Below are 19508 nucleotides of genomic sequence, written 5' to 3'. Positions count from 1 at the left end.
TGACTCATGAGTTTGACTGCGACCAATCTGACGCTGGGCCCGGCGACTCTCTACACCGGAACCTTCCCGACAGAAGAGCCTGCCGACACGGCGGTGAACACCGCCCCGGCTGCCTCCGCATGGACGGACGTCGGCGCGACGAACGACGGCGTGAAGCTGACCGTCGACCAGACGTACACCGAGCTGGAGGTCGACCAGGTCGTCGACCGTGTCGGCTCCCGCCTCACCAAGCGGGACGTGATGGTCGAGACGACTCTCGCCGAACCGACCCTGGACAACTTGAAGCTCGTCATGAACGGCGGCACTACGGCCTCTGGTGCGGGCTTCGAGTCGTTCGAGCCGTCTTTTGCGACCTCGGCGACGATCCCGGCGTACAGGGCGCTCCTGTTCGACGGCTACGCCGACGAGTCGCTGCGCCGCCGCGTCATCGTCCGCCGCGCCCTGTCCACGGACGCCTTCGAGGTCGCGTACACGAAGGACACCATGACCGTCCTGACGGCCAAGTGGGCTGCTCACTACGTGTCCGCGTCCATCGCGCCGATCCACATCGTCGACGCCACCGCCTGACCGCTGGGGGCCGTCGACCCGGCCCCCAGCTCCTCCCCAAGGAGACTGCGATGCCCCCGACCCGTAAGAAGACGACCAACCGTCCGAAGGCCCCCACAGCGTTCGTCCCGCCTCAGCTGTCCTCGGACACCCCGGTGGAGGAAGAGCGGGAAACCCTCTTCGTCATCGACGACGTCGAGTACACGATCCCGCTGAAGGTCCCGAAGTCCCTGTCGCTGCGCGTCATGCGCACCGCCCGCCTCCACGGAGAGCTGGCGGCCAGCCAGGAACTCATGGAGGCCGTGATGGGCGAGGACGGGTTCCTGGCCCTCATGAACTGCCCCGGTGTCACGGACGACCAGTTCGACGCGATCTCCGACCACCTGATGAAGCGGGTCATGGGCGAAGCCGAGGGAAAAGCCTGATCCCTGGTCTGGGCGAGCGCCTGTCGGAAGTCCTGTGGGTCCTCGACCACGAAGCGGACCTGGATGCCGACTTCCTCGCCCAGTACGGCATCGACCTCGAAACGTACGACATCACCGGCCCCCGATATCTCGCACTTGCACACCGCGTCACGGCCTACGGAGGCGTCATGGCAGCCCGCGTCGAGCAGCAGGCACCGCAGTCGGACAGCCCTGCCCGCACCTCCGAGCAGGGGCGTACCGAGGTGACGCTCACCGCGATGAGTGTCCAGCTCCCCGGCTGGATCGACCAGGTGACGGTCCCGGCAGGGGAGGCGTGACATGTCGTTCCTGATCGCTTCCGCTTACGTCCGGGTCGACGCGGACACCGGCCGCGTCACTCCGACCATCCTCCGCGCCCTTCGGGATGCCCGCCGACCCTCCGATGCGGAAGCTGGCCGGCTGGGGGCGTCGATCGGCGGCCGAATCCGCGACGGCATCAGCTCGGCGCTGCGCCGACTCCCGCAGATCCGGGTGGACCTGGACCTGCTGCACCTGCGGTCGCAGACCCGGGACGTGCGGAACACGTTGCAGCGCATGGGCCCGTTCCAGATCCGTCTGGACCTGAGCACCCAGGCCGTGCGGGAGCAGCTGCGGCAGCTTCAGCGGGAGCTGTCCCGGCTCGGCCCGTTCACGTTGCGCGTGGACCTGGACACTGCGTTGGCGCAGCGTCGGATCGCCGAGTTGCAGCGCCAGGTCAACGACCTGGCAGGGCAGCGGGTCCGGGTACGGGTCGACGCGGACACCGACCAGGCGTCCCGGGGCTTGGGCGGGATCGCGTCGGCGATCGGGGCGCTGGCTCCGGCGATCGTTCCGGCGGCTGCTGCGGTCACCGCCGGGGTCGGGGCGATGGGTGCGTCGTTCGCAGCTGCTGGTGCGGCCGGTGGGGTGTTCGCCTTGGCGGTGAAGCCTCAGTTCGCGGCGATGACCGAGGCGGTTAAGGAGTACGACAAGCAGATCGAGAAGGGCATTGCCCCGACGAAGGCGCTGACCGAGGCGACGAAGGGCATGTCCGCCCCGGCCCGTGCTCTCACGGTGTCGTACCTGGGGTTGCGCGGGGCGATGAAGGAGTGGTCGGACTCCCTCGCACCGACGACGCTGCCCGTCTTCATCACGTTGTTCGACAAGCTGCGCGGGCTCATACCGAAACTGACGCCGGTCGTGAAGTCCGTCAGCGGCAGCGTCACCGAGTTCCTCTCGACTCTGGGCGACAACCATGCGGGGCCGGTGTTCCGCCAGTTCGGGGCGAACGTGGAGCGCCTCGGTGGTGGTCTGCTGCTGTCGCTGCTGCGGTCGGTGAAGAACGTTGCGACCGGGTTCGTCGGGATGCTCAACGCGTTCATGCCGATGTCCGTCGGGATCTCCGGTGGCCTCGAAACGATGACGGCTCGGTTCGCGAAGTGGGGGGCGACCCTCAAGAACAACCAGGGGTTCCAGGAGTTCCTGGCGTACGCGAAGAAGAACGCCCCCGTGGTCCTGGACCTGCTGAAGAATCTGGTCCAGACGGGCATCAACGTGGCGAAGGCCCTGGCCCCGATCGGCGGCATATCCCTGGCCATCGCTAACGGGTTCGCGAAGCTGATCTCGCTGATCCCGGTGCCGGTCCTGACCGCGCTGGCCGGGGCGATCATCTCGGTGTCCGTCGCCGTGAAGCTGTGGGCGACCGCCCAGGCCGCGTTGAACACCCTCCTGGCCCTGAACCCCATCGGTCTCGTCGTCGTCGCTGTCGCAGCCCTGGGTGCGGCGTTCTACCTGGCGTACAAGAAGTTCCAGCCGTTCCACGACTTCGTGAACCAGACGTGGGCGCTCCTCAAGCAGAAGCTCGGCCCGGTCCTGTCCGAGATCGGGGCGAAGCTGAAGTCGGAGCTGCTCGCCACCCTCCAGACGCTGGCGTCGAAGTTCCAGACGACGATCCTGCCGCCCATCAAGCAGCTGTGGACCACGCTGAAGACCCAGCTGCTGCCGTCACTCCTCGCGCTGGGTCAGGCCGTCGCGAACGCGGTGATGCCGGTCCTGTCGACGCTGTGGTCGCTGTTCACGAAGAAGATCGTCCCCGCGGTGATGGAGGTCTACGGGGCGATCCTGAAGAACCTGTCGCCGATCCTGAAGGCCCTGTCGGAGTTCATCCGGGAGCGCGTCGTCCCGGCAGTCCAGTCGATCGGGGCGAAGCTCAGCGAGCTGGTCACGAAGGCCCAGCCGGTCATCAACGTCGTGATCTGGATCGTGAAGGAGCTGGGGAAGCTCGCCGCCGCGATCCTCGGCACGGTCGTTCCGATCATCATCCGCCTGGCCGGGCCGGTGTTCTCCGAGCTGATCAAGGCCATCGGCAAGGCCATCGACGCCGTGATCAAGGTGATCGACTGGCTGGTGAAGTTCGGGCGGAAGGTCGGCGAGATCGCCGTCTCCGTGAAGAACTGGTTCGTCGGGATGTGGACGAAGACCCGGGACGTCTTCGACGACATCAAGAAGAAGATCGAGACGGTCACCAACTGGATGAAGACGGCCTTCGCCCTGCTGAAGGCGGCGGTCACGAAGGTCTGGTCCGACCAGTGGAACACCATCAAGAAGGCGTTCACCGACACGTGGGCGCTGATCCGCTCCGCCATCGACAAGGCGTGGGCGTGGCACCGGACCTCGTTCGTCAACGCGAAGAACGCGGTCACGAAGCTGTGGACCGACCAGTGGAACGCGATCAAGAACCGGTTCACCAGCACCTGGGCGGACATCAAGACGGCCATCGACCGGGCCTGGCTGTGGCTGCGGACGTCGTTCTCGAACGTCAAGACAGCGGTGTCCCGCACTTGGTCGGAGCTGTGGACCGGACTGAAGACGAAGGCCGACGACCTGTGGGCCCGCATCAAGGATGGCGCCAACCGTTTCCGGGACGCCGTCGTCGCCTCGTTCACCTCCGCCAAGGACCGGATCGGTGCGGCGTGGGCGAAGCTCCAGGACCTGGCGAAGAAGCCGGTCAACTTCATCATCGGCACGGTCTACAACAAGGGCATCAGGAAGGTTTGGAACGCCGTCGTCGGCGCGTTCGGCGGGAAGACCCTCGGCGAGGTCAAGGGCCTGGCCCGCGGTGGTGTCCTGCCCGGTACTTCCACCTACCGGCAGGGTGATGACCAGCTCGTCCCGATGCGTAAGGGCGAAGGCGTCTACGTGTCGGAGGCCATGCGCGACCCGTTCGAGCGGGCCCGCCTCCACGCCGTGAACAAGGCCGCGATGATGGGCAAGCCCCTCACCGGCTACCAGACTGGCGGCTTCGCCCTGGGCGGCATCTTCGACGGGATCGGGGATGTGGCGTCCGGGGCGTGGGACAAGGTGAAGAAGGGCGCTTCCTGGCTGAAGGAGTCCTTCGGTGACGCCGTGAAGTCCGGGGCGAAGTCCATCGTGAACCCGCTGATCAACAAGATCCCTGGCGGCAACACGAAGTTCGTGGACCTGCTGAAGGACGGAATGAAGAAGGCCGTCCAGCTGCTCTTGGGCGCGGGTGAGAAGGGCGATGGTGCCGGGGGCGGTGCTGCGGTCGCCGCCGCGTTGAAGTGGGCCCGTACGCAGGCCGGGAAGCCGTACCAGTGGGGTGGGGCGGGCAACCCGTCGTGGGACTGCTCCGGGTTCATGTCCGGCATCCAGAAGAAGATCCTGGGCCAGTCTCCGAACGGCCGGCTGTGGTCAACGTTCTCGTTCCAGGGGAACACGGCTCCGGAGGGCTGGAAGCGCAACCTGAAGGCCCCGTTCATGATCGGCATCACCAATAAGGACAAGGGCCACACGGCGGGCACCTTGAACGGGGTGAACGTCGAATCGCGGGGCGGGCGGGGTGTGGTCGTCGGTAAGGACGCCCGTGGCTACCGGGATTCGCTGTTCGACTCCTGGTACGGGTTCAAGCCGTCGATGGGCGGGGCCGGTGGGAAGGAAGGCACCGTGTTCGCCCCTGGCTCTGGTGTCGGCCGGTGGCGTCCGCAGGTTGCTGACGTCCTGAAGCAGCTGGGCCAGTCTCAGGGCTGGCAGGACACGGTGCTGCGCCGGATGAACCAGGAGTCCGGTGGTGACCCGAACGTCGTCAACAAGTGGGACTCGAACTGGAGGGCCGGTCACCCGTCGGTCGGGTTGATGCAGGTGATCGGCCCGACGTTCCGTGCGTACGCGAAGAAGTACCTGTTCCGGGGCCCGTTCGCGTACGGGGTGTCGAAGGACCCGATGGCGAACATTTTCGCCGGGTCGAACTATGCGATCCAGCGGTACGGGTCGTTGGCGGGGATGAACCGGCCGGGTGGTTACGACTCGGGTGGTCTGTTGCAGCCGGGGGCGACGTTGGCGGTCAACAAGACCGGCAAGCCCGAAGCGGTCCTCACGAACGAGCAGTGGGGCAACTTCGCCCGCGCCGTCGACCAGCTGGAGCGGCTGGCGAACGGCGGCGGGGGCGCGGTCATCGAGAACGTCAACATCCAGGGCGTCATCGACCCGTCCAACCCCCGGCAGCTGCGCCAGGTCGCGGTCGTCCTGCGCGATGAGCTGCGGAACGTAGAGAGGTCGTACCGATGAGTGCGGATTGGGGCACGGTCACCGTCGGCCGGATCACCCTGCGGGAAACGTTCACGGTCACGGAGTCCGGGCTTGACGGCCGGGAGCTGTCCCTGTCAGGCCAGGAGTCGTCCCCGGACCTCACGCGCGCCCAGTTGGTGGTCCGGCACGACAACCTGCTGGCGTTGCAGGACTCCGTGATCCCGGTGACGTTCACCGACAAGCCGGAGCGCAACGGGTACTACACGGTGAAGTCCGTGTCGGCGGACTACGCCGAGTGGTCCGGAGAGGTCGTCACCAGCACCTGGAAGCTCGACCTGACCCGGCTGGGCACCCAAGGGTCCTTGGACCTTCAGTCGCGCCTCACGGGGGCTGTGAGGGCCAACCCGTACAACCTGGCGGGGGAGCGGTGGCACGCCCCGCCGATCGGGCACTACGGGTACTTCACGGGGGCCACGAACCCCGGGGTGATGACCCGCACCGGGGCAGACGGACCGCACCTCGTGTACCGGGAAGTGCCAGCCGGCTCGGCCCCGAGGTGGGGGTGTGACCCGACGGACTACCTGCGGGGCCGGGTCCGGTTCCTCTCCGGTGGTGAGGAGCTGGTGGGCTGCGACCAGGAGTGCTCCACCACCTCTTGGTCGTTGTCGAACGGGCTGGTGAACGTCACCCCGTCGGTGTCGGCGTCGCTGGACGTGCAGACGTACTCGGGTGGGGCGTGGCAGCCGAAGCTGTGGCGAGTCTTCTCCGACACCTCTACGGAGGTCACGTCGTGGGATGCGGTGACGCTGCTCCACAACGAACCGGAGATGGTCACGGTCAGGCTGACGAAGGGCCTGAACCCGGGCCGGTTCGTCATGGACCTCACGATGCGCCGGGGAGCCCGGCTGGTGGAGGGCTATCTGAAGCGCGGCACGGCGGACACGCTCACGGTGCGCCTGGCGGCGATGGAGAACAACACGGCCCCGGCGTCGGGGGAGTACGTCGTCGCGACCGGGGATGACCCGGCGGGGAACCGGTTCGTTGCCGGGTCTGCGTCGAACTTCACCCCGCACGCCTCCGGTGGCCTGTCGCTCGCTGCGACGACCCGCCTGGACTTCTTCCTCGGGGCCGTCGTGAACGGCTCCTCACCAGCCTCCGGTGACGGTGCTGCGGCCTTGCGTGACCAGTACCTCGCTGCGATGCCCGAGACGATCCATGGGGTGCGACGCTGATGGCTGTTCACCAGGTAGCAGGAGCCCTCGGGGACTGGAACGTCACCCTGTCTGCGGCGACCCCGACGGATGTGGCGGACGCTGTCCGGTACTTCGGGCACATGGCGATCCTCCCGGGCCGTGTGGATCCGGCCCAGTACGGCGACCGGCTGCTGGGCATGGCCCGGTACGTCGGTGTCGTCCGCTCCCGGAGCATTCAGAAGGACGACCGGCGCAGCAACGCGGTGGAACGGTCCATCAGCGTCGGCGGTGCCGGGATGACGTTCTGGCTCGGCGACGAGGACAACAAGGGTGCCGTTCTGGAGAACACGGTCACCGCGGCCTCCGGCAGCTTCGCGAACGCGGTCCGCGCGGTTCTCCCGGACTCTGTGCAGGAAGGCGTCCTGCACTCGGTGGCGGGGGTCGCGAACTACAACTTCCAGTGGAAGTCTCCCAGGGAAGCCCTGACGGCTCTGTGTGACATCTTCGGCACCCCGTCGGCCCCGGTGGAGTACCGGGTGAACCATGACGGCACCGTCGACGCCGGGTACGTCTCCGACCTGTACGACACCACCCCGACCTGTGTCATCACCGCCCGGAACCCCGGCTACGACCTGGACTTCATCGGCCTGCCGGGGGCGTTCTCCGCCGACCAGGACGTCGAGGACTACTCGACCCGCGTCGTTGCCCTGTCGCAGGGAGAAGGCGACGCGATCACCACCGGGTCGGCGGACCTCTCCGATGTCGGGGCGACAAACCCGTACTTGGACCTGTTCGGGAACCCCGTGACCCTCACGCGGCTGATCGACGCCGCAGACGCCGAGAACGCGAACCTCGACAACCTTGCGGCGCAGCAGCTCGGCCGCTTCCAGAGCATCCGCCGGGCGATCACCCTGTCCGCCGAGGAGTACGACCTCGCCGGGGACATCACCGCCGGGGACTTCGTGTGGGTGTACCACCCCGACCTGGACCTGATCGACCTGAACGAGGAGATCTACTTCCGGGGCGAGCGGATCAACCCGATCAAGCTGCGCGTCCTGGAGACCACGTGGCCGATCGAGCAGGGCATGACGGTCGCCTACCGTGCCAAGGACGGCACGTGGACCGACCTGACGGACTATGTGGAGTTCGAGGTCAACCGCACCGGCGGCCAGGAAGGCGGCGTCACCTCGCTCGTGGTGTCCGGGTACGACCGGCCCCTCACCGGTGGTGTCACGACCCCGGTCGGGGACCGAGTCAACGGCGACACCTCCACCCCAGGCATCCCGGTGTTCGGGCCGTTCTTCGGGAACACGTACCAGGCGAACGGCGACGAGACGAAAGCCCAGATCCAGGTCACGTGGGCGCAGCCGCTGAACACCGACGGGTCGGCGATCGTGGACGGCTCCCACTACGAGATCCGGTACCGGCCCAACATCACTGCCCCGTACGCGGCGACGTGGACGGAGGCAGGGCAGGACACGTGGAACGAGTTGCACACGTGGAACCAGCCTCGGGTCGCTCCGATCACCAGCACCGACTGGCAGACGATCACGGTGCCGTTCGACCAGAACAGCCAGGTTGTGCAGGAGCTGACCCCGTCGGTGGTGTACGAGTTCCAGATCCGGGCGGTGGACACGGCATCACCGCCGAACCGGTCCACGTGGTCGTCGACGCAGGCGTTCACCGCGCCCAGGGACACGATGCCCCCGTCGACTCCTGCTGCGCCCCTGGTGGCGGGCTCTCCGATCGCGTTGCAGGTCCGGCACGACCTCGGCGTCAGCGCGGGCGGCACCTTCAACCTGGAGGCTGACACCAACCACCTCGAAGTCCACGTCTCCAACGACTCTGTGTACCTCCCGGACGAGACGACGCTCGTCGGCCGGCTCGTGTGCGCAGCGGCGTTGCAGTCCGGTATCCCGGTCATTGGGACGTTCCCGGTGACGGAGACCGACGAACGGTTCGTGAAGGTCGTCGCGGTCGACCGGTCGGGCAACAAGTCCCCTGCTTCGGATGCTGCGTCGGCTACGGCGCTCCTCATCGACGACGCCCACATCTCGGATCTGTCGGTGTCGAAGGTGACGGCTGGGGAGATCACCGCGGATTGGGTGCTCGCCGCTTCGATCAAGACTGCTACTGCTGGGCAGCGGGTCGAGCTGAACGCTGTGGGGCTCCAGTCGTACGGGGAGGAAGGCGATCAGACGATCAATCTGTCTGCCGACCCGGACGAGACCGGCAACTACATCACCTTCACGAAGGCCGGGGTGGCTGTTGCGTCGATCGACGAGGACGGCAACCTGTCCGGGCAGAACGTCGCGGTCAACGGCGACCTCACCGTCGCGGGCACCAACGTCATGGATCTGATCAACAGTCTCCCGAAGGGCCTGCTGTTCCGGGGGGAGCGGAGCGCGGACTCCGACACGACGTCTGGCAGCACGGAGATCGCTGTTCTGGAGCTGGACACCACCCTGGTGAGTGGCCGGATGTACCGCATCTCGACATCGACGATGCGGCTGTCCGGCACGGTGATCGGCGACACGGCCGCCATCCGAGTCCGGGACGGCGGGGCCGGATCCCCGTCGACATCGTCGGACCAGCTGGCCATGCACACCGCCGGGATCACGAACACCAGCGGTGGCGGTGTCACGGTCGGCCCGTTCAACCTGATCATCTCGTGCGACGACTCCAGCCCCAAGACGTTCACGAACTACCACTCCGGTGAGCACCACTACCTGCTGACGCTGGCCCGCCTGACCGGGACGGGCACCCTGTCGTTGACGACGAACTCCGCGACGGTGAACGCGATCCAGCTGTCCGTAGAGGACCTCGGACCGCTGATCGACGACACGGGCGTGGACCAGTCCGCCGGTGGTGGTGGCACGGTGCCCGTGCAGACGTACACGAAGTCCTACCAGGCGACATGGTCGGGCTCGTACGACTCGGGGAACGCCTACATCTCGTACTGGGGCAACAGCGCGAACCAGGGCGACGCGCCCCCGGCGTCGTACGGCAACCAGCGGGGCCTCATCGGCTTCAACTCGGCGTCGATGGTGTCCGATCTGGCAGGCGCCACGATCAAGAACGTCACGGTCACCCTGTACGCGAACCACTGGTACTACAACGCGGGCGGCACGGCCCGGATCGGGACGCACAACTACACGTCCCGGCCGACGACGTGGGCCGACGCGCGGGTCAACCAGAACCGGTGGACGTCCACGAAGTGGCCGAAGCCCGGCAAGCGCACCGTCACGCTGCCGACCAGCGTGGGCGACGAGTTCAAGACCGGCACCTCGACCGGCATCTCGGTCGGCCCCGGAACGTCCAGCTACACCGACTACGGCCGCTTCGCCGGGGCCGGGTCAGGTTCGAACACCCCCGTCATCACGATCACGTTCACGAAGTAAGGAGGGGCCATGACCGGAACAACGACCCCGCGCCTGGGCCTGTACAAGCCGGACGGCGACGACAACGTCAACGTCGACACCGACCTCAACGACAACGCCGACCTCCTGGACGTGGTCGTCGGGACGACGGTCTGCACGTCCAGCACCCGCCCCGCCACCCCGTACGAAGGCCAGGGCATCTACGAGACCGACACCGGGAAGTTCCTCCTCTCGAACGGCACACCCCCGCTGTCCGGGTCGTGGATCGACCCGGTGGCGAACGGATTGGCGTCCACGAACGTCACGGTCGGCGGGTCCGGCGGTGCCGCCACGTTCCCGGGCCGGCTGCTGTCGTCCCGAGCCACCGCGGCGAGTACCGCTGTGGATGCGCAGCAGGTCGGGGACTCGGTGTCCCGGTTCAATCTGCGGAACGACGGCCAGATGGAATGGGGTGCGGGGTCGGGGGCGAGGGATACGAACCTGTACCGGTCGGGGGCGAACACCCTCAAGACCGACGACTCTCTGATCGTCGGCGGCACGGTCACCGCGACCGGCAACATCGAGACGTCCGCGAACCTTGATGTTGCGGGGGACACGAACGTCGACGGGAACCTGACCGTTTCTGGGGTCGGGAGGGTTCAGCTGGTCAGGAAGACGGCTGATGAGTCGGTGACGTCGTCGACGGTGTTGCAGAACGACAACCACCTGGTTCTCCCGGTGGTCGCGAACGCCAGCTACAGCTTGTTCCTGCTGTGCATCTTCTCCGGGGACACGGCGGGGGACATCAAGTTCGACTGGGCGGTCCCTGCGGGCACGGTGCTGCGGTGGGCCGACCAGACCGGCACGTCGGGCCTGGCGTCGGACACGGACTTCTACAGCGCCCCCGGTGGAAGCACGCAGGTGGCTTTCCAGATCTGGGCGACGGTCGTGACGTCCAGCACGGCGGGCAGCATCCAGTTCCGGTGGGCCCAGAACGCTTCGTCTGCGACGGCGACGATCGTCCGAACGAACTCGACACTCCGCTTGGACCGCGTGGCCTGACCACGAAGGCCCCCACGATGCGCTGTGGGGGCCTGTCGTGTGTCACCAGCGGCTTGGCTGCCCGCTCGTGTTCCCAGGCCGTCCTGGGGTTCCGTAGCCGTGGTGATTCCAGATGAACGTCGGCTCGTGGAGGTGCGCGAACCGGAAACCGGCCGTGTGGAGCTTCAGGTAGAAGCCGTGGTCATCGTTGACGGCTCCGGTCCGGTCGGTGATGAACGCGAAGCCGCCGACCGCCAACGCCGCCTCGGTCCGCACAAGGGACGTCGTCTGGATGTACGCCTTCGTCTGGAGCAGCTCCGGGTCGAACTCGGGGCCGCCACCCCAGTCCCACGCTCTCGGCTGCTCCTGCCCGTCTGGGCCGATCACTCGGGGCAGCGAGTACACGACGTCCGCCCCGGTCTCCAAGGCATGGGCGTGGAGGGCCGCCAGGTGGTGGGGGAGGAACAGGTCGTCGTCGTCCAGCGGGGCGACCCATTCGGTGGTGACCTTGTCCAGGGCCCGGTTCTTCGTCGCTGCCGCCCCGGTCCGGTCGTGGTCGTACTCCACGACGACCGCGTGCGGCTGAAGCGTCTGGGCGGCGACGGAAGCGAACGCCTGCCGGAGCCTCTTCGCTCTCGGGGGGATCGTCGCGATCGTCACGGTGACTCCGGGGAGCATCACGCCACCAGCCATTCCGGGTTGGTGAGCGTCCACCCGATCGTTCGGGTCAGCGACTCCTCCAACGGGACGGGGGCCTTCCACCCGGCGGCGGCGAGCTTTCTCCCGTCGAGGGCGTACCGCAGGTCGTGGCCCGGTCGAGAGGCATGGAAGTCGACCAGGTGCAGTTCGGGGTTCGGAACGCCCATGGTGTCCGCGACGAGGTGAACCATCTCGACGTTGTTGATCTCCCGCTCCCCGACGATGTGGAACCGGGACGGCAGCGGGTGGTCGGGGTACATCTGCGGGGTGTGGTGGTTCAGCAGCCACAGCCACGCGTCTGCCAGGTTCCGGGCGTGGAGGTAGAACCTCGACCCGGGCTGCCCTTCCGGAGACACATGGACGGTCGCCGGTTCGCGTGCTGCGACGGCGCGCATCGTCTTGGGGAGGAACTTCTCCGACGACTGCATCTCCCCAATGATGTTCATCGTGTTCGTGATGACGACGGGTACCCCGTAGGTCCGCCAGTAGGAGAACGCGATGGCTTCCTGGGCGGCCTTGCTGGCGCTGTACGGGTTTGACGGGGCGATGGTGTCCCACTCGCGGTGCGCGTAGTCGGCGGGGGCGGGCCCGTACACCTCGTCGGTCGACATCTGGAGGAACACAGCGGGCTGGGTGATGCGGGCGTACTCCAGCAGGTTCAGGATCAGGTCGACGTTGTTCCGGATGAACGGCACAGGGTCGGTGATGGAACGGTCTACGTGCGACTCGGACGCGACGTTCAGGATGTAGTCGATCGGCCCGAGCCGGCTGGCGGTCGTCGTCGATATGGGGGCGGTGAGGTCGCACATGACGACTTGGACCCGCTGGTGCCATTCGGGACGGTCTTCGATCGCGGAGGCGATCCGGTCACTGTTCCCGTGGTGGCGGAACGTCACGGGGCAGACGAGATCCCAGTCGGTGTGGGTCAATAGGTGTCGGAGGATGTGGGATCCGACGAACCCGCCTGCCCCGGTGAGGAGAATTCGCTTACTCATGCGGTGAACACCTTCTCCAGGATGCTGATGTTGCCTTCGATGGTTTTGGTGCTGGCCCATGCTTTCGCTGCCGCACCCATCTCGTGTCGCATTTCTGCGTCGTTGGTAAGGGCGCGGAGATAGGCGGCCCAGTCGTGGTCACGTTTCACGAGAAACCCTGTGACGCCGTGCTGAATCGATTCGGCATAGGGGCCGGTTTCGGAAGCGATCATCGGGATTCCGAGCGCCGCCGTTTCGAGATACTTGATGTAACTCTTCGACTGGTTGAACACGTGGGGCCGCAAAGGGGCGATAGCAATGTCGTAGTCGATGGTGCGGTAGAAATCCTCGACGTCCGCCACCCACGGGGTGAACCGGCAACGGTCCGGGGGGAGTTTCATCCACGTCCCGTAGTCCGTGCCGATGGCGTGGAATTCGGTGTGGGGGTTCTTGTTCAGGAACCGGCGCAATTGCGGTGCTGCTTCCGCGAAGTCCATGTTGTGGGTGCCGGAGCCTCCCCACCCGATCGTGACCTTCCCGTTGTTCCGGGGCGGGGTGTGGTCCAGCAGCCATGCCGGGATGAAGTTCGGGACGACGTGCACGTTCGGGTTGAACACCCGCATCTGGGCGGCGAGAGGTTCGGTCGACACGGTCACCGCGGAGGCCATGGAGGCGTTGCGGGCGATGTTCTCCCTGATGTGCGGCTGGGAGAAGAACGCGTGCGCCTCGGCACTGGTGTGGTCGACGTTCAGCAGGTCGTCGTCGAGTTCGTACACGAGGAACTTCTGGCCGGCTCGGGCGAGGTCCTGCCACGTGGCCGTGGGACCAGGCTGTACGACCCGCTGCCCGATGATGACGTCGTACCGGGTGTGGTTGTCCGGCATCACGGTGTGGTGCCACGTGTCGTGGCCTGTGGCGGCGAGCTGGGTGAGGGGTTGTGCGATGCGGTAGTAGCCGCAGCCTGCGCGGTCAGCCATCCATCCGAAGACCTTTTTCGTCACGGTGGTGCTCTTTTCTCTTCTGGCGTTTCCTCCTGGTCTTTATCGTAGGTCGGTGGAGTGACATTATTGAGGGCTTGTATTCCAGCGGCGCCACGGTCAAGGGTTTTCGGGAATGGGAAAGCCCCCGCAGCCTGGGACGAGCTACGGGGGCTTTCAGGGGGTTGCCAGAAGAGGAGTAACCCGGGTTCAGGATAGCCGTTTCGAGGCTATGCGGGGTCCTTCTGCTTCCGTTTCTTCTGCTTCGGGATCTTCGGCTCCTCGGGGGCTGACTCTTCCGTGTCGCGGCGCTTGTCGCTCATGGAGGCGCTGGTCTTGAGGACCTCGACGATGATGTGGCGGCGTACTTCGTGCTGGGCTTCTGGGCCCAAGCTCTCGCTGAGGCGCTCGGCCGTCAGGTAGTAGCTATTCAGAACCGGCTGATCGAAGTACCGGTTCAGCTGGGCGATCGAGTCCCGGTACATAGAGAGGTACGTTCGGTTGAGGAACGCGGCCATGGTGGAACTGATCGCGGCGACGGCGGCAACGAACCATCGGAGCTGTGCAGCGTCGACATAGAAGCCACTGATGAGGCACCCGACGAGCATGGCGATCCCGATGGCCATGGCGGTCTGGGAAGAGCGGAAGGACTTGTCCGCTTGATTCGTGACGATCGTGTGATAGTCCTTGATCTGACCTTGATTGAGTTCCATCAAGGTGGCCAGCTCAGTGGACTTCTTCAGTTTGTCGAGTGCTTCCTTCTCGTATTCTTTCTGGTGTTTCATGATGTCGGCGAATCTCATGTTCTCGTTCTGGAGATACCGCCGACGGGCGAAGAAATACGGTACGGCGACACCGACGAACGCGGCGACAGCAACTGCCCCCACAATCCATAGGACCGTAGGTGAGATGTTTGCCTTTTCCAAATCCGAGCCAATGGCCCCTACGACGCTAGCGGCTACGGCGACGAATGACGCGAAAAGGATCGGAAATTCTGGCCCGCTTTTTCGGTTGATGGTGATGGCGGGCGCGGCGCGTCCTATGGAGAAGGTCCCCTCCGGTGTATGAATAACTCGCTTTTGTTCGCCTTCAGAGTCCACGATCCTGCCCCCGGGTGGTGTTGAGGGCAGGATCGTAGCGCCAACTCGGGCCCGTCGTAGACCACATGGTGGTGTTACGGGCTGGTACAGGCGTGGCGGAGGTTCCTCACCCGGTTCGTGACGACATCACCCGTCGCGACCGCCGCCCCGTTCTCTCCGGCGTCGAGGGCATCCGTCAGGGTCAGGAGGTCACCTCCGAGGCCGGTCGCGAAGGTCTTCACAGCCCCGGAGGTGGTGTAAGTAGCGCCCTGGAGTTCCCTTCCGGCACTGCGCAGGTCGTCGCTGAACGACACGGGGGTGCCGCCCTCTGCTATCAGCTGGAGCGGCACCTCGATGGTCTGGAGGATGTTGATGATCCTCGGGCAGGTGCCCTCACCACCCGGAGAGACAGGCACGAGGGTGGTCCGGCGGCGGGGTTGGTCGGCAGCCGGCTCTTGTGCCGGGGTGGTGCAGGCGATGGCGAGCAGGCAGATCAGGGCAGCGAAGAATCGGCGCATGAGGTCCTCAAGAGGGGAGGCCCTCACCGGGAGCGGCGGGGGTTAGCCGGGGGGCTACCGCTCCCAGTGAGGGGGCTTGGGGGTTCAGGAAGGGTTCTGGATCCGGGGGAGCTGCACGTAGGGGCGGGCCGGGGTGTCGTGGGCCCGGACGTGCATGACGGTCAGCTCCTGGACGCACCGCTGGCATCCGTACAGTGGGGTCTCGCCGTCGGGGCTGGTGATCTCCCCTACGCGGGTCACTTGGACGTTGCTGCGATAGCAGCGGAAGCAGAGACCCATCTCGTACTCGTAGGCGGTGAAAAGGGCTTCCAGCCGCACCGGCAGGGGCTCCGTCACTTGGCGTCCTCGGCCGGGGTCTTCTCCTCGGGCGGGGGCTCCTCCTCGCCTCGGGGGGTGATCAGGTTCAGGTTCGTGTCCCGCTCGCTCTCCCACTGGCCCATACCGAACACGGGGCGAAGGATGTACTTCCCCTGCCGGACGTCGGTGATGATGCCGGTCCGGCCCTGGCTGATGTCGTGAACCTTGTCCCCGACCCATGGCCTGCTGTTCTTCGTCACGGGTTCCTCTCGCATGTCAGATCAGCCCAGACACGTTTCCCCCAGGGCAGCGGGTCGCAGCCCCACTGGGTCGCCAGGGCGTTGATGAGAGCCAGACCTCGCCCGCTGGTGTCGCCGTCGCCCGCGGGGGTGGCCGTCGGGAGGCGGCGGGACTTGTCGACCACACCGATCCGGACGAACGCGTCGTCCTGGTATGTGATGCGCACCCGGATCAGGTGGCTGGAGGTGTGCTGAGCGGCGTTCGCAACCAGCTCGGTCACGATCAGCTGACCGTCGTCGGTGAGCTGCTCCTGACCCCATACGGCGAGCGCGACGAGGACGAGACGACGTGCTGCCCTGGCGCTCTGTGTTTCGCACGGCAGCGTCTCGGTGTACCCGGGGTGCCCTGTGGGGCGCGGCGTGGCGGTCACAGTCATCAGGACCTCGAAGGTGGGCGATGTCGGCTCCACCAGATAACCGGGGTACTGATGTCACGAGCGATGCTCGCGCGATGCAACTCCGATGCAAGAACGGCCGTTAAGGCTTGTTGATCTGCTGATCCATCTGCGTAGCTACCAACCACCGCATACGGTCAGCTCACGCCGACTGGACACCGGGGGTAGAGATGGTCCGGGACAAGACACCGAACAGCAAGATCCGGGCTGTGCGCGAGGAGCGCTTCCAGATGAGCCGGCCGGAGTTCGCCTCGCTCATCAACCAGCACGGGTTACGCATGGGGGAGAACACCGGCTGCACCTCCCGCGTCATCGCGACGTGGGAGGACGGGGATGTGGCTTGTCCGAGACCGATCTACCGCAGGATCCTGACCGAGCTGACCGGCGAGAACATGACCGCGCTCGGCTTCACGTCAGGGCGCACACCAACGGTCATCACGTTGGACCAGCTCGACGACCAGGAGCAACCAGTGGACCGCCGTAGTTTCCTCTCCGGCCTCGCCGCACTCGGGCTCGACCCCGAACGCGGAACCCCCCGCAAGATCGGCACCGCCGAGGTCCGGACCGTACGGAAGATGGTCCGGCAGCTGAAGCAGCTGGACGAACGCATGGGCGGCGACAACCTGTCCCAGGACGCCCTGCGCGCCCTCCAAGCATTGAACCGGCTCATCAACACCGCCCGCTACACCGAAGCCACCGGACGTCATTTGCGGTCCGCCTACGGTGATCTCGCCGTCCTCACCGGCTGGCTGTCGTACGACGCGAACCGCCCCGACGACGCGTGGAACTACTACAACCAGTCCCTGTACCAGGCCCGCATGGCAGACGACCACGAAGTCGAAGTCCACGCCTACGCCCAGATGTCGATGGCCGCAGCCCGCACCGGCATGCCCCGCGATGCCGTCGAACTCGCCCGCATGGGACAGCGAGTCTCCGCCCGCCACGTACCGCCCCGCATGATGTCCCTCCTCAACTTGAGGGAAGCGTGCGGCTGGTCCCGCCTCGGAGACTCCAAGGAAACCCGCAACGCCCTCACCCGGGCGTACAAGTCGTTCGACCACGGCCCGTCCGACGAAGACCCCCGCTGGATCGACTTCTACTCCCTTGCCGAACTCGACGGCATCGCCGCCATGTGCCACGCCGACCTGGGTGAAATGGACGTCGCCGCGAAGCTCAGCGAGAAGTCCCTCGCCACCATGGACCAGCGGTACGGACGTAACCGGGCCTGGTACTCCGTCGTCCTCGCCGAAACCCACATGCAGCGCGGCGACCTGTACGGGGCGTGCGAGATCGCCCGCGACACCCTCCCGCTGATCGCGGAGGTTTCCTCGACACGCACCCTCGTACGCCTGGCGGGCTTCCGAAAGAACGTTGAGCCGTACAAGGATGAGCCTTTGGTCCGGGACTTCCTCAGCGAATCCCGGGCACTGGTGGCGTAGACCGAAGGAGAACCATGGCGGACTGGACGTTCCGGCGACTCGATGGTGCACAAGCGGACCGAGACCGTGAGGTGCTCGCTGATGTGTACGAGGAGGCTTACGCCGAGAAGCTCGACGGGGCGTTCCGCTCCCGCAACGGGTTCCTCGACCGGCTGTCCAGCTACGTACAGCGCCCCGGCTTCGAACTCGTCCAGGCCCTCGACGACGACACCCTCCTCGGGTACATCTTCGGGTTCGGCATAGCTCCATCAGGCGGCTGGTGGGGCGGCTTCAAGGGCGACGTACCGGCCGAGGTTCTGGACCTGACGAAGCAGGAGAAGGTCTTCGCGATCTCCGAGCTAATGGTCCGCCCGCAGGCACGCCGCCAGGGCATCGCCCACCTCCTCCACGACCAACTGCTCGCCGGGCGTTCCGAGACGCTGGGAACGATCCTCGTCGACCCGAACAACACCCCCGCCCGGTCGGCGTACTATGCGTGGGGATGGGAGAAGCTCGGCGACATCCAGCCGTTCGAGAACTCCCCGGTGTTCGAGTCCCTCACCAAGCGCCTCTGACAAAGCAGGAGGGGGACACGGTGCGTGTCCCCCTCCGTACAGGTCAGCCCTTCACCGGCTTCCCGTACCGCCTCTCGATCGCTTCCAGCCCTGCCTTACACACCGCCTGCCAGCCCATCGGCGTGTACATCGACCACCGCGGCTTCTTCTCGCACTCCCCGGCATGCCACGAACACACCCCCTGATAGCCCCTTGTTCCCCGGCGGTGCAGCGCCTTGTTGTACGTGAACTTCAGGACAGGCACAGGGACACCTCACTCCCCGAACACACATACATAGGGACACCGTCGAGACGACCGGCCATCGACATCCGCGAGGGGAACCGGCCGCACCGGGAGCACCTCCACCCCTGCGCCTGCGGGCTGAACGACTTGCCTTGCAGCGACCCGTGGAACAGCTGCTGCGGCTCCCGGATCACCCCGTACACCTCGTTCAGCAGAGGGGGCGGCATGGAGGGCCCTTCGCCGCGCATCCACAGCCACACGTCCGGGTCGTTCCACTCCGCCAGGACCGTCAGCCCCAGGTCCCGGACCATCGCGTGATCGAAGTCCTTACGGGGCCCCTGTTCGGGGAGGAACGTGCAGTCCGTCCGGACCAGCGCCCCCAACGACGTCCACCCGTTGCAGAACAACGACCCGAACAGTGCGGCACAGTCCCGCAGCCGGAACCACAGCATCCCAGTCTCGGTGTCCTTCGCCGCGAACATCACAGCCCCAACCGGAACGCCACGTCCCGCGCGAACGAGGACTGGGGCCACTTCGGCTTCTCCGGCCACTCGCCCACCTGCTGGCAGCAGTCCTCACAGCACGGGACCAGGTTCCGCAACGAGTCCGTGCCCCCTTGGGACGGCGGAACGATGTGCGTGATCCGGGTCGGCCCGGTCTCACCACACACCGTGCACGACACAGCCGCGGCCAGCACAACCTTGGTGAGGTGCTCCCGCCGCCGGACCATGATCTGAGCCTGCCGCACCGGGTAGCGGTCGGCCTCGTAGTTGATCAGCGCGTAGTGAGCGTTACGGCGCAGCAGCCCGTTGAGCCGGACCGCGTCGTTCAGGTCGAGCGCCCACCCGTTCTGGATCCACCGCTTGTACTGGCGGAGCCGGGTGAGTGGGCGCGACGAGCCGTAAGGGAAGTACTTCGGTTCGTTCTGCATGAGGGCCTCTCTCCTGT

General features: G+C 66.2%; 20 protein-coding genes. 9 read left to right on the top strand and 11 right to left on the bottom strand.

Annotated elements, in window-relative coordinates:
* Positions 1-6 precede the first annotated feature (6 nt).
* The 7 genes from PSQ21_RS06505 (at position 7) to PSQ21_RS06475 (ending at position 11127) form a co-directional block, all read left to right on the top strand.
* Complete coding sequence (locus tag PSQ21_RS06505) at positions 7-567, top strand: phage tail tube protein (protein WP_274029448.1); 561 nt, start codon at positions 7-9, stop codon at positions 565-567.
* A 50-nt stretch (positions 568-617) separates the two neighbouring features.
* Positions 618-971: a hypothetical protein gene (locus tag PSQ21_RS06500; protein ID WP_274029447.1), complete on the top strand. Its 354-nt coding sequence runs from the start codon at positions 618-620 to the stop codon at positions 969-971.
* A gap of 167 nt (positions 972-1138) precedes the next feature.
* Entirely contained in the window at positions 1139-1288 is a 150-nt protein-coding gene (locus PSQ21_RS06495) for a hypothetical protein (RefSeq protein ID WP_274029446.1), read from the top strand.
* A gap of 1 nt (position 1289) precedes the next feature.
* The gene (locus PSQ21_RS06490) at positions 1290-5552 is read left to right on the top strand and encodes a transglycosylase SLT domain-containing protein (RefSeq protein ID WP_274029445.1); all 4263 of its coding nucleotides are present in this window, start codon (positions 1290-1292) and stop codon (positions 5550-5552) included.
* On the top strand, positions 5549-6745 hold the full coding sequence (locus PSQ21_RS06485) for a hypothetical protein (protein ID WP_274029444.1): 1197 nt from the start codon (positions 5549-5551) through the stop codon (positions 6743-6745). Before PSQ21_RS06490 ends, PSQ21_RS06485 begins: the two co-directional genes overlap by 4 nt.
* The gene (locus PSQ21_RS06480; protein ID WP_274029443.1) at positions 6745-10107 is read left to right on the top strand and encodes a fibronectin type III domain-containing protein; all 3363 of its coding nucleotides are present in this window, start codon (positions 6745-6747) and stop codon (positions 10105-10107) included. The genes PSQ21_RS06485 and PSQ21_RS06480 overlap by 1 nt, the downstream gene beginning before the upstream one ends.
* Positions 10108-10116: 9 nt before the next feature.
* Positions 10117-11127 (top strand): hypothetical protein, encoded by a 1011-nt coding sequence (locus PSQ21_RS06475; RefSeq protein WP_274029442.1) that lies wholly within the window; start codon positions 10117-10119, stop codon positions 11125-11127.
* A gap of 42 nt (positions 11128-11169) precedes the next feature.
* Here the strand turns inward: PSQ21_RS06475 and PSQ21_RS06470 are convergent, their stop codons facing one another.
* The 8 genes from PSQ21_RS06470 to PSQ21_RS06435 form a co-directional block, all read right to left on the bottom strand.
* A complete protein-coding gene (locus PSQ21_RS06470; protein WP_274029440.1) occupies positions 11170-11766 on the bottom strand; it encodes a glycosyltransferase family A protein in 597 nt (198 codons plus the stop codon).
* Positions 11767-11783: 17 nt separating this feature from the next.
* On the bottom strand, positions 11784-12800 hold the full coding sequence (locus tag PSQ21_RS06465) for a dTDP-glucose 4,6-dehydratase (protein ID WP_274029439.1): 1017 nt from the start codon (positions 12798-12800) through the stop codon (positions 11784-11786).
* Positions 12797-13780 carry a glycosyltransferase family 4 protein gene (locus PSQ21_RS06460; protein WP_274029438.1) on the bottom strand — a complete coding sequence of 328 codons (984 nt, stop codon included), beginning with the start codon at positions 13778-13780 and terminating at the stop codon, positions 12797-12799. Before PSQ21_RS06460 ends, PSQ21_RS06465 begins: the two co-directional genes overlap by 4 nt.
* A 206-nt stretch (positions 13781-13986) precedes the next feature.
* On the bottom strand, positions 13987-14856 hold the full coding sequence (locus tag PSQ21_RS06455) for a TRADD-N-associated membrane domain-containing protein (protein ID WP_274029437.1): 870 nt from the start codon (positions 14854-14856) through the stop codon (positions 13987-13989).
* A gap of 74 nt (positions 14857-14930) precedes the next feature.
* A complete protein-coding gene (locus PSQ21_RS06450; protein ID WP_274029436.1) occupies positions 14931-15353 on the bottom strand; it encodes a hypothetical protein in 423 nt (140 codons plus the stop codon).
* Between the two features lie 84 nt (positions 15354-15437).
* Entirely contained in the window at positions 15438-15689 is a 252-nt protein-coding gene (locus PSQ21_RS06445; protein WP_274029435.1) for a hypothetical protein, read from the bottom strand.
* Positions 15686-15910 carry a hypothetical protein gene (locus PSQ21_RS06440; protein WP_274029434.1) on the bottom strand — a complete coding sequence of 75 codons (225 nt, stop codon included), beginning with the start codon at positions 15908-15910 and terminating at the stop codon, positions 15686-15688. The genes PSQ21_RS06445 and PSQ21_RS06440 overlap by 4 nt, the downstream gene beginning before the upstream one ends.
* Positions 15907-16326, bottom strand: a complete 420-nt coding sequence (locus tag PSQ21_RS06435) for an ATP-binding protein (protein WP_274029433.1) — start codon at positions 16324-16326, stop codon at positions 15907-15909. Before PSQ21_RS06435 ends, PSQ21_RS06440 begins: the two co-directional genes overlap by 4 nt.
* A gap of 227 nt (positions 16327-16553) precedes the next feature.
* Between PSQ21_RS06435 and PSQ21_RS06430 the strand changes: the two genes are divergently transcribed.
* Positions 16554-17783, top strand: a complete 1230-nt coding sequence (locus PSQ21_RS06430; RefSeq protein WP_274029432.1) for a hypothetical protein — start codon at positions 16554-16556, stop codon at positions 17781-17783.
* Positions 17784-17797: 14 nt separating this feature from the next.
* Positions 17798-18337, top strand: coding sequence for a GNAT family N-acetyltransferase (locus PSQ21_RS06425; protein ID WP_266403958.1), 540 nt, complete (start codon positions 17798-17800; stop codon positions 18335-18337).
* Positions 18338-18380: 43 nt separating this feature from the next.
* Here PSQ21_RS06425 and PSQ21_RS06420 read toward each other — a convergent pair whose 3' ends face one another.
* Genes PSQ21_RS06420 through PSQ21_RS06410 form a run of 3 tightly spaced genes read right to left on the bottom strand, consistent with a single transcriptional unit; the run spans position 18381 to position 19491 of the window.
* Complete coding sequence (locus tag PSQ21_RS06420; RefSeq protein ID WP_274029431.1) at positions 18381-18581, bottom strand: hypothetical protein; 201 nt, start codon at positions 18579-18581, stop codon at positions 18381-18383.
* Positions 18569-19045 carry a hypothetical protein gene (locus PSQ21_RS06415; protein ID WP_274029430.1) on the bottom strand — a complete coding sequence of 159 codons (477 nt, stop codon included), beginning with the start codon at positions 19043-19045 and terminating at the stop codon, positions 18569-18571. The genes PSQ21_RS06420 and PSQ21_RS06415 overlap by 13 nt, the downstream gene beginning before the upstream one ends.
* Positions 19042-19491 (bottom strand): HNH endonuclease signature motif containing protein, encoded by a 450-nt coding sequence (locus PSQ21_RS06410; protein ID WP_266403951.1) that lies wholly within the window; start codon positions 19489-19491, stop codon positions 19042-19044. Before PSQ21_RS06410 ends, PSQ21_RS06415 begins: the two co-directional genes overlap by 4 nt.
* Between the last annotated feature and the right edge of the window lie 17 nt (positions 19492-19508).

The sequence above is a fragment of the Streptomyces sp. MMBL 11-1 genome, assembly GCF_028622875.1.
Classification (GTDB): Bacteria; Actinomycetota; Actinomycetes; order Streptomycetales; family Streptomycetaceae; genus Streptomyces.
Note: the sequence above shows the minus strand (reverse complement) of the source record. Positions and strands in the feature narration are given on the sequence as shown.

Coding starts and splice junctions, on each gene's coding strand:
- PSQ21_RS06490 (WP_274029445.1), top strand. CDS start 1,290: ATGTCGTTCCTGATCGCTTCCGCTTACGTCCGGGTCGACGCGGACACC.
- PSQ21_RS06495 (WP_274029446.1), top strand. CDS start 1,139: ATGGCAGCCCGCGTCGAGCAGCAGGCACCGCAGTCGGACAGCCCTGCC.
- PSQ21_RS06505 (WP_274029448.1), top strand. CDS start 7: ATGAGTTTGACTGCGACCAATCTGACGCTGGGCCCGGCGACTCTCTAC.
- PSQ21_RS06500 (WP_274029447.1), top strand. CDS start 618: ATGCCCCCGACCCGTAAGAAGACGACCAACCGTCCGAAGGCCCCCACA.
- PSQ21_RS06450 (WP_274029436.1), bottom strand. CDS start 15,353: ATGCGCCGATTCTTCGCTGCCCTGATCTGCCTGCTCGCCATCGCCTGC.
- PSQ21_RS06485 (WP_274029444.1), top strand. CDS start 5,549: ATGAGTGCGGATTGGGGCACGGTCACCGTCGGCCGGATCACCCTGCGG.
- PSQ21_RS06410 (WP_266403951.1), bottom strand. CDS start 19,491: ATGCAGAACGAACCGAAGTACTTCCCTTACGGCTCGTCGCGCCCACTC.
- PSQ21_RS06475 (WP_274029442.1), top strand. CDS start 10,117: ATGACCGGAACAACGACCCCGCGCCTGGGCCTGTACAAGCCGGACGGC.
- PSQ21_RS06435 (WP_274029433.1), bottom strand. CDS start 16,326: ATGACTGTGACCGCCACGCCGCGCCCCACAGGGCACCCCGGGTACACC.
- PSQ21_RS06465 (WP_274029439.1), bottom strand. CDS start 12,800: ATGAGTAAGCGAATTCTCCTCACCGGGGCAGGCGGGTTCGTCGGATCC.
- PSQ21_RS06425 (WP_266403958.1), top strand. CDS start 17,798: ATGGCGGACTGGACGTTCCGGCGACTCGATGGTGCACAAGCGGACCGA.
- PSQ21_RS06480 (WP_274029443.1), top strand. CDS start 6,745: ATGGCTGTTCACCAGGTAGCAGGAGCCCTCGGGGACTGGAACGTCACC.